The organism is Tamlana sp. I1 (assembly GCF_015355625.1).
Lineage (GTDB): Bacteria > Bacteroidota > Bacteroidia > Flavobacteriales > Flavobacteriaceae > Pseudotamlana.
The window spans coordinates 1-13517 of record NZ_JACLAF010000001.1 but is presented as its reverse complement, the minus strand read 5'-3'; the positions used below and the strand labels follow the sequence as shown (position 1 = coordinate 13517).

General features: G+C 34.9%; 13 protein-coding genes and 1 pseudogene. 10 read left to right on the top strand and 4 right to left on the bottom strand.

Annotated elements, in window-relative coordinates:
- Positions 1-8 precede the first annotated feature (8 nt).
- From H6X70_RS00060 to H6X70_RS00050, 3 genes are all read right to left on the bottom strand, one after another.
- On the bottom strand, positions 9-1175 hold the full coding sequence (locus tag H6X70_RS00060) for a formimidoylglutamase (protein WP_194765637.1): 1167 nt from the start codon (positions 1173-1175) through the stop codon (positions 9-11).
- Positions 1176-1181: 6 nt separating this feature from the next.
- Complete coding sequence (gene topA, locus H6X70_RS00055) at positions 1182-3689, bottom strand: type I DNA topoisomerase (protein ID WP_194765636.1); 2508 nt, start codon at positions 3687-3689, stop codon at positions 1182-1184.
- Positions 3690-3824: 135 nt separating this feature from the next.
- Positions 3825-4607, bottom strand: a complete 783-nt coding sequence (locus tag H6X70_RS00050) for a hypothetical protein (RefSeq protein WP_194765635.1) — start codon at positions 4605-4607, stop codon at positions 3825-3827.
- A 183-nt stretch (positions 4608-4790) separates the two neighbouring features.
- On the opposite strand from H6X70_RS00050, the gene miaB reads away from it, so the two are divergent.
- On the top strand, positions 4791-6230 hold the full coding sequence (miaB, locus tag H6X70_RS00045; RefSeq protein ID WP_194765634.1) for a tRNA (N6-isopentenyl adenosine(37)-C2)-methylthiotransferase MiaB: 1440 nt from the start codon (positions 4791-4793) through the stop codon (positions 6228-6230).
- Positions 6231-6346: 116 nt separating this feature from the next.
- Positions 6347-6838 (top strand): annotated as a pseudogene (locus H6X70_RS17045) (sigma-54 factor interaction domain-containing protein); the annotation flags it as partial.
- 275 nt (positions 6839-7113) lie between these two features.
- On the opposite strand, the gene H6X70_RS17040 reads toward H6X70_RS17045, so the two are convergent.
- Complete coding sequence (locus H6X70_RS17040) at positions 7114-7284, bottom strand: helix-turn-helix domain-containing protein (RefSeq protein ID WP_410529797.1); 171 nt, start codon at positions 7282-7284, stop codon at positions 7114-7116.
- On the opposite strand from H6X70_RS17040, the gene H6X70_RS17035 reads away from it, so the two are divergent.
- From H6X70_RS17035 to groL, 8 genes are all read left to right on the top strand, one after another.
- Positions 7223-7621, top strand: coding sequence for a helix-turn-helix domain-containing protein (locus H6X70_RS17035; RefSeq protein ID WP_410529795.1), 399 nt, complete (start codon positions 7223-7225; stop codon positions 7619-7621). The two genes, H6X70_RS17040 and H6X70_RS17035, sit on opposite strands and share 62 nt — an antisense overlap.
- Before the next feature lie 33 nt (positions 7622-7654).
- Positions 7655-8356, top strand: a complete 702-nt coding sequence (locus H6X70_RS00035) for a DUF922 domain-containing protein (protein ID WP_194765632.1) — start codon at positions 7655-7657, stop codon at positions 8354-8356.
- The gene (locus H6X70_RS00030; RefSeq protein ID WP_194765631.1) at positions 8343-9110 is read left to right on the top strand and encodes a hypothetical protein; all 768 of its coding nucleotides are present in this window, start codon (positions 8343-8345) and stop codon (positions 9108-9110) included. The genes H6X70_RS00035 and H6X70_RS00030 overlap by 14 nt, the downstream gene beginning before the upstream one ends.
- A gap of 83 nt (positions 9111-9193) precedes the next feature.
- Complete coding sequence (gene lptE, locus H6X70_RS00025) at positions 9194-9703, top strand: LPS assembly lipoprotein LptE (RefSeq protein WP_194765630.1); 510 nt, start codon at positions 9194-9196, stop codon at positions 9701-9703.
- A gap of 25 nt (positions 9704-9728) precedes the next feature.
- Positions 9729-10700 (top strand): hypothetical protein, encoded by a 972-nt coding sequence (locus H6X70_RS00020; protein ID WP_194765629.1) that lies wholly within the window; start codon positions 9729-9731, stop codon positions 10698-10700.
- The gene (secG, locus tag H6X70_RS00015; RefSeq protein ID WP_194765628.1) at positions 10700-11053 is read left to right on the top strand and encodes a preprotein translocase subunit SecG; all 354 of its coding nucleotides are present in this window, start codon (positions 10700-10702) and stop codon (positions 11051-11053) included. Before H6X70_RS00020 ends, secG begins: the two co-directional genes overlap by 1 nt.
- Positions 11054-11225: 172 nt before the next feature.
- Positions 11226-11501 carry a co-chaperone GroES gene (groES, locus tag H6X70_RS00010; RefSeq protein WP_194765627.1) on the top strand — a complete coding sequence of 92 codons (276 nt, stop codon included), beginning with the start codon at positions 11226-11228 and terminating at the stop codon, positions 11499-11501.
- A gap of 168 nt (positions 11502-11669) precedes the next feature.
- Positions 11670-13298, top strand: coding sequence for a chaperonin GroEL (groL, locus tag H6X70_RS00005; protein WP_194765626.1), 1629 nt, complete (start codon positions 11670-11672; stop codon positions 13296-13298).
- Positions 13299-13517 lie beyond the last annotated feature (219 nt).

Genomic DNA, 13517 nt, shown 5'->3' with positions numbered 1-13517 from the left:
TTTATCTGTCAAACGCAATTTTTCTGAAATGCTTTGTACCAACGCTCTGGAACCAAATTATTACAAGCATCCAAATAATCTTGGTGCATGCATGGTAATAACGTATGACGTTTCAATTTATTATTGACTTCGGATAAAAATGGAATTTCTATCCACCAACGGCCTGTTTTATTGCTCTTATAGAAGACTAATTCTTCCTCTTCAATAAGAACAGTAAACTTTTGATAACTTCTTTCATCTGAAAAATCATCATCTAGAACGCGATAATTTACCCCCTCAATAAAATACCAAAGCATTTGAGAAATTAACATGGACGTCATATCGTCGTCCTTTGATGGTTTGTATTCGTAAATCCCAAAAGAACTCACTTTATTACTTATGCCTGCATAACGCGCAATGGCACAAATTTCTTTTCCATCTAAACCATTTGGAGAGTACCGTTGATTCAAGCCTAATTCGGAGCCTTTTACTGCGTTTAAATCTACCGTTACAATATTGGCATCACGCAAAGCTGGTTCAACAGATTTGATGTCGTGGGACACTTGCCCTAATCGATAGGATTCAAAATAGAGACTATCCATTAAATCCAATTCTTCTTGAGAATTAAAATAAGTTTGATAGCCAATAGTGGCGTAATTAAAAAGATTATAAGGCTGATCTAATATGATTTTACCAACAAAACTGTTATTTTTTATAGGTTTTGAAGAATCGCCTAGATTAAACTGCGCATCTACATTTACGATATTTACCATAGGTACAATATCATCATAAGCGCGATAATTAGCATAAGTTAGATCCTGTGAACCCCCTAAAATAATAGGAATTACATTTTTTTTAACCAACACACTTATCGCTTCACGCAAAGCGAAATAAGTATCTTCTACGCTTTCACCTTTATGAATATCGCCCAAATCGGCAACAGTCGTATTCCAACTTCCAGGAAACAAACTATAAAAGCTTTTTCTAATTTCATTTAACTGAAACTCTTCACCTATATAATTAACATCGTTCCTGTTTTCTAAAACCCCAATTATTGCGATTTTCACGTCATCCAAATCCGGCATGCCGTGCTGCGCCGAGTGTATTTTAAGTTTTCTTCCTAATGCTTGTGTTGAAAGTAACTCGTTATGAGCCAATACTAAATCTGAAACAGGAGAAAGGAAATTAAAATTCATAAGGTTTTATTTCTTTTTTGGCGCCGCCTTCTTTTTAGCCGCAGGTTTTCTTTTGGTTGCTTTTTTCTTAGGTGTAGCTGCTTCAATAATACCTTTAGCTTCTTCTAAAGTCATTTCAGAAACATCAACAGTTTTAGGTAATTCTACCTTTATCTTTCCTTTTAATACGTTATGTCTGCCCCATCGTGCTTTTTCAACACGAATGCCTTCATCTTCCCAGTTATGAATAACCTTGTCGATTTCCTTCTGAATTTTTGTTTCAATTAACTCAACAATATCTTCATCGGATAACTCGTCCCAATCGTATTTTTTGTTCACATTAATGAACATGTTGTTCCATTTAATATATGGCCCAAAACGTCCTTTACCTTTTTGCACAGGCAAATCTTGATACATATATATAGGAGCATCTGCTTTTTGCTTCTCTTTTATTAAAACAATAGCATCATCTAACTCCACACTTAATGGGTCGGTACCTTTTGGAAGCGACACATAAGCTTCACCAAACTTTACATAAGGCCCAAAACGCCCATTATTTACAAGTACTTCTTCACCTTCATAATTACCTAAAGTTTTAGGAAGCTGAAACAAATCCATGGCTTCCTCGTAAGTAATTGTGGTTAATTGCTGGTCTGGACTTAAACTAGCAAACTGTGGTTTTTCTTCGTCATCAACTGTTCCTATTTGTACCATAGGCCCAAAACGCCCTAAACGCACACTTACTTGCTTACCTGTTTTAGGATCTGTTCCTAAAATACGTTCACCAGATTCTCTGTCGGCATTTTCTTTAACATCTTCAACAACAGGATGAAAACCTTTATAGAAAGTCTTCATCATTTCAATCCAATTTTCGTTGCCTTCAGCAATTTCATCAAAATCGGCTTCCACTTTTGCTGTGAAATTGTAATCTAAAATGGCATCAAAATGATTCACTAAAAAGTCGGTTACAATCATACCAATATCAGTTGGCACAAGTTTCCCTTTATCGGAACCTACTTTTTCAGTCAATAAATTATCTTTAACGCTGCCTTCACTTAAAACAAGTTGTGTATAACTACGCTCTACACCTTCAACCGTACCCTTTTCAACATAATTTCTGTTTTGAATGGTTGAAATTGTCGGGGCATACGTTGATGGTCTACCAATACCTAATTCCTCTAATTTCTTAACCAAAGAAGCCTCGGTGTATCTTGATGGCGGACGCGTATAACGTTCGGTAGCAGTAATAAAATTATTAAGTAAGGTTTCGTTTGTGCGCATAGCTGGTAGCATACCATCGTGCTCTACATCTTCATCATCGGTACCTTCTAAATAAACTTTTAAAAAGCCTTCAAAAGTAATAACCTCTCCATTTGCTGTGAAAGTTTCATTATGAGTCGAGGCACTAATTTTAACATTGGTACGCTCTAATTCTGCTTCACTCATTTGTGAGGCAATGGCACGTTTCCAAATTAAATCGTATAAACGCGCTTGATCTCTATCGATATCTACAGAATGAGTTGCAAAATTGGTTGGACGAATAGCCTCGTGCGCCTCCTGTGCTCCTTTTGATTTTCCTGTATAATTTCTTGGTTTGCTGTATTCGTTACCGTAAGCGTTTTTAATTTCTGCTTCGGCACCTTTTCGTGCTTCGTCAGATAAATTTACGCTATCGGTTCTCATATAAGTAATTAAACCAGCTTCATAAAGGCGTTGCGCCATTGTCATGGTTTTACTTACTGAAAAATATAATTTACGCGATGCTTCTTGTTGAAGCGTTGATGTTGTAAATGGTGCTGCTGGCGATTTTTTAGCTGGTTTTTTTTGTAAATCGGCTACTTTAAAATCGGCTGCTGCGTTTTGTTCTAAGAATTTCTGAGCTTCTTCTTTTGATGAAAAATTCTTCGGAAGCTTCGCCTTAAAGGTTTGTCCGTCTTCATTAGAAAATTCGGCATCAATACGGTAAGATGCTACAGGTGTAAAGCCTTCAATTTCACGTTCTTTTTCAACAATTAAACGCACTGAAACCGACTGCACACGACCTGCTGAAAGACCGCCTTTTACTTTTCTCCAAAGTACGGGCGATAACTCGTAACCTACAATTCTATCTAATACACGACGCGCTTGTTGCGCATCGACTAAATCGTAATCGATACCTCTTGGGTTTTCAATGGCTTTTTGAATTGCAGACTTAGTAATCTCATGAAAAACAATACGTTTCGTCTTGTCTTTATCCAATTTTAAAGTTTCTGCTAAATGCCATGCTATAGCCTCTCCCTCGCGATCCTCATCACTAGCCAACCAAACCATTTCTGCTTTTTTAGCTAAATCCTTCAGTTTTTTTACAACTGCTTTTTTATCTTTTGAAACTTCGTATTTGGGTTTGAAATCCCCTTCAACATCAACCCCTAATTCTTTTGAAGGTAAATCGGAAATATGTCCGAAACTAGATTCAACTTTAAAATCTTTACCTAAAAATTTCTCAATGGTTTTTGCCTTAGCAGGTGACTCTACGATTACTAAATTCTTCGCCATACTTCATTTTTTGAAGCTACAAATGTATATGAAAAAAAGTATATCTACAGTATGTTAGCAATTATCTGTAGAAATTTTAAATAAAAAAGCCTGCTTTTACTACTTTAAAAACAGGTTTTTCTATTTAATAAAATCTTATTCAATTGTTGCGCCTATTTCATCAATAACATCTATTTGATTAAAACCAAACACCTTTTTATATATTAAATAAATAGGATGATAAACAAAAGTTGCTGTAAACAAAAGCCCTATACCACAAGCCAAATAGCCCACAATTTGCGATAAAATAGTGCTAACAACAATAAGCCCGAAAGCGACTAACCAGTTTTTATTCGCCAGTTTAACGCTTAGCTTAATAATTTCTCCCGTGGATAATTCTGGGTTGAATGCAAAAACAACCACGAAAAAACTTAATGGCACAATAGCATATATAAATGGAATATAACAAAGCATCATAGACACAATAGTTATTACTATAGAAATTAGTAAAATTAGTAGCCCCTTGCTTAAATATTGCATTTTAACAAAATAGAAATAATCTTTAGTATCTACCTGCTCATTATCGTCTATTTTTTTCATAATTCGATAAAACCCCGCATTAAGAACGAAAGTGATCGATCCTAAAACAAAAATACCCACAACTACAAAAAGGATATATAATATGGACATGCTACCAAAAAAATTGGTCATAGCACTATCGTCTATCTGTCCGTTTTCGCCTTGCGCGATAATCATACCTATAAGCGGGATGTACAAAATAATTATTAACGGAAGCATGATAACCAGCGTCATTAAAAAAAGAATAAAGCCTTTAAGCCAAGTCTTTTTAAACAACTCTATGGATTCGCCAAAAATTTCTCCAAAGTCTAGTGATTTGGCTTGCTCTATTTTTTTCAATAAATCGGTAACTGTATTCATATTTTTATATTGGTTTAATTTGGTTCGATAAAAATAGACGATTATAACACAAAATAAAATGAATCCTAAAATTTTCGTTAAAACAATGTAAACTGCATTATTTTTCAAACTGTCACTTTGTCACAAATCATTAAAATATTGTATCTTTGCAAGCTAATTGACCGATAACGGTTTCTTTATATTATGGAGAAGATTATAGACGAAAACAAACAAGGAGACGCTTTAGTTTTAGAACAAAAAAAAGAAAATAAACGCAAACTTTTTATTGAGAGTTATGGCTGTTCCATGAATTTTAGCGACAGCGAAATTGTGGCTTCCATTATGGCCGACCAAGGTTTTAACACAACGCAAAACCTTGAAGAAGCGGATTTAGTTTTAGTAAATACCTGCTCGATTAGAGATAAAGCCGAACAAACCGTTCGCAAACGTTTAGAAAAATATAATGCTGTAAAACGCGACCAAAACCCAAAAATGAAAGTGGGGGTTTTAGGCTGTATGGCCGAGCGTTTAAAAACTAAATTTCTTGAAGAAGAGAAAATAGTTGACCTTGTTGTTGGCCCCGACGCTTATAAAGACTTACCAAATCTTTTAGCAGAAGTTGATGAAGGTAGAGACGCCATAAACGTAATTCTTTCTAAAGATGAAACCTACGGCGATGTGTCGCCAGTGCGTTTAAATTCTAACGGCGTTACCGCTTTTGTGTCCATTACACGTGGTTGCGATAATATGTGTACGTTTTGTGTCGTACCGTTTACTCGTGGTCGTGAACGCAGTAGAGAACCCCAAAGTATTCTTGAGGAAGTGAACGATTTATGGAATCGTGGCTACAGGGAAATCACTTTATTAGGACAGAACGTAGACAGCTACCTTTGGTATGGTGGTGGATTAAAAAAAGACTTTGTAAAAGCTAGCGCGATGCAAAAAGCTACGGCGGTAAACTTCTCTAAACTTTTAGAGCTTTGCGCCAAAGCACAACCTAAAATGCGCATTCGTTTTTCAACATCAAACCCTCAAGATTTAACGCTTGATGTGATTGAAACCATGGCGAAATACGATAATATATGTAATCACATTCATTTGCCTGTACAAAGCGGAAGCAACCGTATTTTAAAAGCGATGAATCGTTTACACACTCGTGAAGAGTATTTCGAATTAATAGATAATATTCGTCGTATTCTACCAGAATGTGCCATCAGTCAAGATATGATTGTTGGATTTCCTACCGAAACCGAAGCCGATTTTCAAGACACCATTTCTTTAATGGAATACGTAAAATACAATTTTGGGTATATGTTTACCTATTCGGAGCGCCCAGGAACCATGGCGGGACGAAATATGGAAGACGACGTTCCTGAAGAAACTAAAAAACGAAGACTTCAAGATATTGTTGATTTACAACGTATACATAGTGAAATTAGAACCAAAGAATACTTAAACAGCGTTGTAGAAGTTTTGGTTGAAAAAGAATCTAAAAAATCGAGCGAAAAATGGTCTGGAAGAACCTCACAAAACATTGTTTGCGTGTTTCCAAAAGGCGACTATAACATTGGTGATTTTGTAAATGTTAAGGTTACAGATTGTACGAGTGCTACCCTTATAGGAGAGGGAATAAGCCCCTCCTAACCTCCCCTAAGGGGAGGAATTCTTACCCAAATGAATAAATATAAGTATGACTCAAAATAGAAAGAATCAAAATATTCACTTTTTAAATTCCCCTTTTTGGGGCTAGGGGGCTAATTATGGAATCAGTTCAAGCAATTAAACAACGTTTTGGTATTATTGGAAATGCTCCTGCCTTAAACCGTGCTATCGAAAAAGCCATTCAAGTAGCGCCTACAGATATTTCGGTTTTAGTTACAGGAGAAAGTGGTGTTGGTAAAGAAAGTATTCCTAAAATAATTCACCAATTATCGCACAGAAAACACAATAAATACATTGCTGTAAACTGTGGCGCCATTCCCGAAGGCACGATTGACAGTGAATTATTTGGTCACGAAAAAGGCGCATTTACAGGTGCATCGCAAACCCGTGCAGGCTATTTTGAAGTTGCCGATGGCGGAACTATTTTTTTAGATGAAGTTGGCGAATTACCACTTACCACACAAGTGCGTTTATTACGTGTTTTAGAAAATGGCGAATTCCTAAAAGTAGGTTCTAGTAAAGTACAAAAAACCAATGTACGCATCGTTGCTGCAACAAACGTAAACATGTTTGAAGCTATTGAAAAAGAAAAATTTCGTGAAGATTTATTTTACAGATTAAGCACGGTAGACATCAATTTACCGCCGTTACGCGAGCGCCAAGAAGACATCCATTTATTGTTTAGAAAATTTGCTAGCGATTTCGCTTTAAAATATAAAATGCCCACGGTAAAACTTAGCGACAATGCCATTCAATTGCTTTTAAAATACAGATGGAGCGGTAATATTCGTCAGTTACGAAACATCGCCGAGCAGCTTTCAGTATTGGAACAAAACAGAACCATTACTTCCGAAATTTTAAGAAGTTATCTACCAGATTCTGTTCGAACAAATCTGCCTGCCGTTATAAAAACATCAAAATCTGAAAGTGATTTTAGCAGCGAACGTGAAATTCTGTACAAAGTGCTTTTTGATATGAAAAGTGATTTGAACGATTTAAAAAAGCTGACTTTGGAATTGATGAAAAACGGCAACACCAAAGATGTTGAGAAAAAGAATGAAAGCTTAATTCAGAAAATTTATGGTGATGATTCTAATGAAGATACCGATTATGAAGAATCATTAGACACAGACACCGAAGTGCTTTCTATTCCGGAGCATACTATTGAAAAAGACGATATCGCACCAACTACAGATAAATATCATTTTGCTGAAGAAATTGAAGAAGAAGAAACACTTTCACTACAACATAAAGAACTCGAACTTATTAAAAAATCGCTCGAGCGCCATCAAGGCAAACGTAAACTAGCTGCCGCCGAATTAGGCATTAGCGAACGTACTTTATACCGAAAAATTAAACAGTATGATCTTTAGTGAAGTTATGTCATTAATTAGAAAAGTTTTCAAATGAATGAAAATTTAATAGCAACTTTAATATTACTGCTATATTTCTCGCCTGTTTTTTATCAACTAATTCAAGTTATAAAAGAAAGAAAACGAGGAAATCTTATTCCTTTAAAGAAGCTTCTAAAGTTCACAAAATACTCTTTACTTGTATTAACCCCAATTCTCCTTCTATTTGCGGCGCTTATTCATACAAACTATTTGAATTATGAAAAGCCTCTTACATTTGATAAATATGAACAAATTACATTCGAAAATTTTAGAGGCTTAGAGTTTTTTAGAAAATCACTGTATGGTAATGAAAAATTCGCATATGTAGTAACCACAATTGAAAGTGATATTCAAGAAAATTCGGTTGAAGTTAAATCTTTATTTCACCCATCACGGTCATTTGTCTACAATACAAAAACCTATAGTAAAGACCTTTTAAAACACGAAAAATACCATATCAAAATCACAGAACTATTCGCTCGAAAAGCAAAACAAAAAATAGCCAATCTTAAAGCCTTCAATAAAGAACAAATTGAAAATATTATTCAAAACACAAAAACAGAAGAAAGGGCGTTTCAAAAAGAATACGATTACAACACTTTTCATTCCTATGTATTTAGTGAACAAAAAAGATACGAGAAACAAGTTGACAGTTTATTAACTTTACTTTCAGAATTTAAAAAACCAAAAATAATAATTGATGCCAAAATTTAAGTACATCCTTCTAGCCTTCACCGTATTAATATTAAGCAACTGTAAAAACGAAGAAGAACACGAATACCCTTTAAATAAAAGGTATTGGGATCTTAACGATTACGACGCAGCAGTTCTTGAACTGAGATTTGGCTACACTAACGATGAGAAAAAACCAACCTTTGATAATCCTGAACAAAGTATCATAGTTAAAAAACTAACTGACGAACAGAACTACAAAATTGTATTAAATGATAATGAATTAGGTTTAAAACATCGAAATACTGTTGCTCAAGAATTCTTTAAGCATTGGAAAGACATGCAAGACATCTACCCTGCAACCGACCGTAAAGACCAATATATCTATGACATAGAAATGTTAGCTGTATGGCAATTTGGATTAGGTTTACAGCTTGATTATTTTAAATTAGGAAACGACGAAATACAAGAAAGTGCAGACGACCCAAATGCACAAAAAGTAAAAAGAAATATTAATTCTAATATTAAAATTTTGATTAATAATTACACTTATTATTTAGATGAGATAAATAATGAAAACGCTTTTTCAAATGAAGGAAAAATAAAATTAGCTGAAGGTATCGATAAATACTTTTCGAAGCTGATTACCCTATACCCTGATGGTGATTATAGTAAAATGAAAAAGAAAGCTGAATTATTGTTCAAAAAAAGTGAATCTGACAAAATTAAAGCATCGCTAACAAAACTTATTGCTTTAATAGATTCTCATAAAAAAGAAGCATTGCCACAACAATAAAAACACATATTTAATAGTATTTTTGCCCTTTACAAAACAGTTTCCTTGTTAAAACTTTAAAATTCACAGCATCACATAAAACCATGAAAAAATACGTCTTATACTTTTCACTCCTAGCCTTAAGCTTTTCATTTACAAGCTGTGGTTTTTATTCGTTTACAGGCGCTTCTATTCCTGCAAATGTAAAAACCTATCAAGTAAATCATTTTGAAAACACCGCTTTACTTATAGAACCTGGCTTAGAGCGAGATTTTAAAATTGCTTTAGAGGATTTAATACAAAACCAAACCAACTTAAATTTAGTTCCAAACGGTGGCGATTTAATTTACGAAGGTGAAATTACAGAATATCGAATTTCGCCAACTACTGCAACTGCCGAACAAACCGCAGCACAAAACCGATTAACAATTACCGTAAAAGTGCGTTTTTATAACACCAAAAAAGAGGAAGATGATTTAGAACAAAGTTTCTCGTTTTTTTACGATTACCCAGGGACAGACCAACTTATAGGCGACATAAAAACAACAGCAGTAGAAGAAATATTTGCACGTATTACGCAAGATATTTTTAACGCCACCTTAGCGAAGTGGTAACAACACATTAATTTTGGCACAAACAATGAACCAATCAGATTTTATACAAATCCTTCAAAAACCGCAAGTTTTAACTAACGCGCAAACCGATGGACTAAAGTCTATTATTGCCAAATACCCCTATTTTCAATCGGCGCGTGCCATATATTTAAAAGGTTTAAAAGACCAAAGCAGCCTTCAATACAATCAGGAACTTAAAACAACAGCGTCTTACACCACCGATAGAAGTATTTTATTTGATTTTATTACTTCTGAAGTTTTTGTTCAGAATGAAATTTCAGAAACCATCAAAAACAATAGTTCGCATTTAAATGATATTCAAGTTGAAGCTGAAGACATTTCAGTACATAAAAACGTTACTATTGATGATCATTTAAAACAACAAATTAAAGATACCGATGGTGTTCTAGACCCCGCTCTTTTTGAACCCAAAGCACTCCAAACACCAAAAGCACCTTTTCTTGTAGAAACTTCAGAAACCACTGAAGAAAAACCAGAGATAAACCCCGAAAAAGCAAAAGAACAAGAAACCACTGCCGAAGCTGTTTTAAAGTTGGGGGAGCCACTTCAATTTAACAACAAAGAATCGCATTCCTTTAATGAATGGCTAAAACTTACCCGTTTTGATCCTATTGAACGTGATTCGGTAAAAATAAAGAAAGAAAAAAAACTAAAAAAAGACACTAAAAAATTAGATTCTAGCGGTTTAGAAAGAAAAGAAAAGTTTAAACTTATCGATAAATTTATTGCCGAAAACCCCAAGATAAGTCCAACAAAACCCTTGTCGCAAAAAGGAAACTTGGCAAAAGCACAAATGATACAACCTGAAGCTTTAATGACTGAGACTTTAGCACGTATTTATGTAGAACAAAAAAACTACAGTAAAGCAATTCAATCTTATAAAATTTTAAGTTTGAAATATCCAGAAAAAAGTAGTTTCTTTGCAAACCAAATTAGAGCAGTAGAGCATTTACAAGAACAAAATAATAAAAAATAATGAGTACGTTTACAATATTTTTAGTCCTTATCGTAGTGGTAGCGTTTTTACTTATCGTAGTAATCATGGTTCAAAACCCTAAAGGAGGCGGATTATCATCATCTTTCGGTGGTGGTGGCACACAACAATTAGGAGGTGTTAAGAAAACCACGGATTTCTTAGATAAAAGTACTTGGACCTTATCAACTTTACTTTTGGTATTAATTTTAGTATCTAATGTAGCGATAAACAGAGGGCCAGGAAATGCAGAATCTAAAGCTTTAGATTTAGATGCACCAACATCTGCTCCTGTTGCTTTACCAGACGCACCAGCACAATCTAATGACACAACTCCTGCGAAAGAAGCAGAATAGTTTTTACAACATAAAATAAAGACAAAAATGCCAGCTTTTTAAGTTGGCATTTTTCGTTTTTAAGCCATCCTGCAAGACCATCTGCAAGTTTGTCAGTTATATGTCATTGGCACATTTTTCGTAGGCTACTAGCCAATAAATTAACACTTAAATAATTAAAAATATAAAACAAATGGGAGTAAACATTAAACCATTAGCAGATCGCGTACTTATCGAGCCTGCTGCAGCTGAAACCAAAACAGCTTCAGGAATTATTATTCCAGACAATGCTAAAGAAAAACCTCAAAAAGGCACTGTAGTTGCTGCTGGACCAGGAACCAAAGACGAGCCAATTACTGTTAAAGTTGGCGACACTGTTTTATATGGCAAATACGCTGGAACAGAACTAAAACTTGAAGGCTCAGATTATTTAATTATGCGTGAGAGCGATATTCTTGCGATAGTGTAAATTAGCCTTTGGCTATTGGCGGTTTGCCTTTAGCTAAAACCAACAAAATTTAATTTAGTAAAAACTAGTTCTTAGCTATTAGCCCTTCGCTTTTAGCTTTAATAAATTAACAACACAAGCTTTGCCAATAGCGAACAGCTAAAGGCCAAAAGCTAAAAATTTAAAAAAATGGCAAAAAATATAAAATTTGATATTGAAGCACGCGACGGTTTAAAACGTGGTGTTGATGCATTAGCAAATGCGGTTAAAGTAACTTTAGGTCCTAAAGGACGTAACGTAATTATTAGTAAAAGTTTTGGAGCGCCTTCTGTAACTAAAGATGGTGTTTCTGTAGCTAAAGAAATTGAATTAGAAGATGCACACGAAAATATGGGTGCACAAATGGTTAAAGAAGTGGCTTCTAAAACCAACGATTTAGCTGGTGATGGTACCACTACCGCTACTGTTTTAGCACAAGCAATCGTGAAAGAAGGTTTAAAAAACGTGGCTTCTGGTGCAAATCCTATGGATTTAAAACGTGGTATCGACAAAGCTGTTGAAGCCATTGTTAAAGATCTTGAAGCTCAAGCTCAAAAAGTTGGGAACTCTTCAGAAAAAATAAAACAAGTTGCTGCTATTTCTGCAAATAACGATGATACAATTGGCGAATTAATTGCTACTGCTTTCTCTAAAGTTGGAAAAGAAGGTGTAATTACGGTTGAAGAAGCGAAAGGAATGGATACTTATGTAGACGTCGTTGAAGGAATGCAATTTGATAGAGGCTATTTATCACCTTACTTTGTAACCGATTCTGATAAAATGGTTGCCGATTTAGAAAATCCATACATTTTATTATTCGATAAGAAAATCTCTAACTTACAAGAGATTCTTCCAATTTTAGAGCCTGTTGCACAATCTGGTCGTCCTTTATTAATTATTGCTGAAGATGTAGACGGACAAGCACTTGCTACTTTAGTGGTTAATAAATTACGTGGTGGATTAAAAATTGCTGCTGTAAAAGCGCCAGGATTTGGAGACAGACGTAAAGCTATGCTTGAAGATATCGCTATTTTAACTGGTGGAACTGTGATTTCTGAAGAACGCGGATTTACTTTAGAAAACGCCGATTTAAGCATGTTAGGTACTGCTGAAACCGTAACTGTAGACAAAGACAATACAACCATTGTAAACGGTTCTGGCGATAGCGAAACTATTAAAGCGCGTGTTAATCAAATTAAAGCGCAAATTGAAACAACAACTTCAGATTACGATAAAGAAAAACTTCAAGAGCGCTTAGCTAAATTAGCTGGTGGGGTTGCTGTACTTTACGTTGGTGCTGCTAGTGAAGTTGAAATGAAAGAGAAAAAGGACCGTGTTGATGATGCTTTACACGCAACAAGAGCTGCTGTAGAAGAAGGTATTGTTGCTGGTGGTGGTGTTGCTTTAGTAAGAGCAAAAGCTGTTTTAGCAAAATTAACAACCGATAATTTAGATGAAACTACAGGAGTTCAAATTGTAAACAAAGCCATTGAAGCACCTCTTAGAACAATTGTTGAAAATGCTGGAGGCGAAGGTTCTGTAGTTATCAATAAAGTTTTAGAAGGTAAAAAAGACTTTGGTTACGATGCTAAATCTGATACTTATGTAAACATGCTTGAAGCTGGAATTATCGACCCGAAAAAAGTAACGCGTATCGCTTTAGAAAACGCTGCTTCAGTTTCTGGAATGATTTTAACAACAGAATGTGCTTTAATTGATATTAAAGAAGATGCTCCTGCAATGCCTATGGGCGGAGGCGGAATGCCAGGCATGATGTAATGGCGAATCGCCATAGATAAATTTTACAAAAACGCTTCAATCCTATAGCAATCGGGATTGGAGCGTTTTTTTATGTCAAAATTAAACCTATATAGGCACATTCAGAAAACGCGTTATCCCTTGTAAATACAAGTATTTTTACGTAAATTTAAGTACATAAAAACCCCGAAAAAGGCTGATCAGAGCCAAAAACGGGGTTTTCTTATTCTTACGTTTATG

Coding starts and splice junctions, on each gene's coding strand:
- H6X70_RS00060 (WP_194765637.1), bottom strand. CDS start 1,175: ATGAATTTTAATTTCCTTTCTCCTGTTTCAGATTTAGTATTGGCTCAT.
- topA (WP_194765636.1), bottom strand. CDS start 3,689: ATGGCGAAGAATTTAGTAATCGTAGAGTCACCTGCTAAGGCAAAAACC.
- H6X70_RS00050 (WP_194765635.1), bottom strand. CDS start 4,607: ATGAATACAGTTACCGATTTATTGAAAAAAATAGAGCAAGCCAAATCA.
- miaB (WP_194765634.1), top strand. CDS start 4,791: ATGGAGAAGATTATAGACGAAAACAAACAAGGAGACGCTTTAGTTTTA.
- H6X70_RS17035 (WP_410529795.1), top strand. CDS start 7,223: ATGAAAAGTGATTTGAACGATTTAAAAAAGCTGACTTTGGAATTGATG.
- H6X70_RS00035 (WP_194765632.1), top strand. CDS start 7,655: ATGAATGAAAATTTAATAGCAACTTTAATATTACTGCTATATTTCTCG.
- H6X70_RS00030 (WP_194765631.1), top strand. CDS start 8,343: ATGCCAAAATTTAAGTACATCCTTCTAGCCTTCACCGTATTAATATTA.
- lptE (WP_194765630.1), top strand. CDS start 9,194: ATGAAAAAATACGTCTTATACTTTTCACTCCTAGCCTTAAGCTTTTCA.
- H6X70_RS00020 (WP_194765629.1), top strand. CDS start 9,729: ATGAACCAATCAGATTTTATACAAATCCTTCAAAAACCGCAAGTTTTA.
- secG (WP_194765628.1), top strand. CDS start 10,700: ATGAGTACGTTTACAATATTTTTAGTCCTTATCGTAGTGGTAGCGTTT.
- groES (WP_194765627.1), top strand. CDS start 11,226: ATGGGAGTAAACATTAAACCATTAGCAGATCGCGTACTTATCGAGCCT.
- groL (WP_194765626.1), top strand. CDS start 11,670: ATGGCAAAAAATATAAAATTTGATATTGAAGCACGCGACGGTTTAAAA.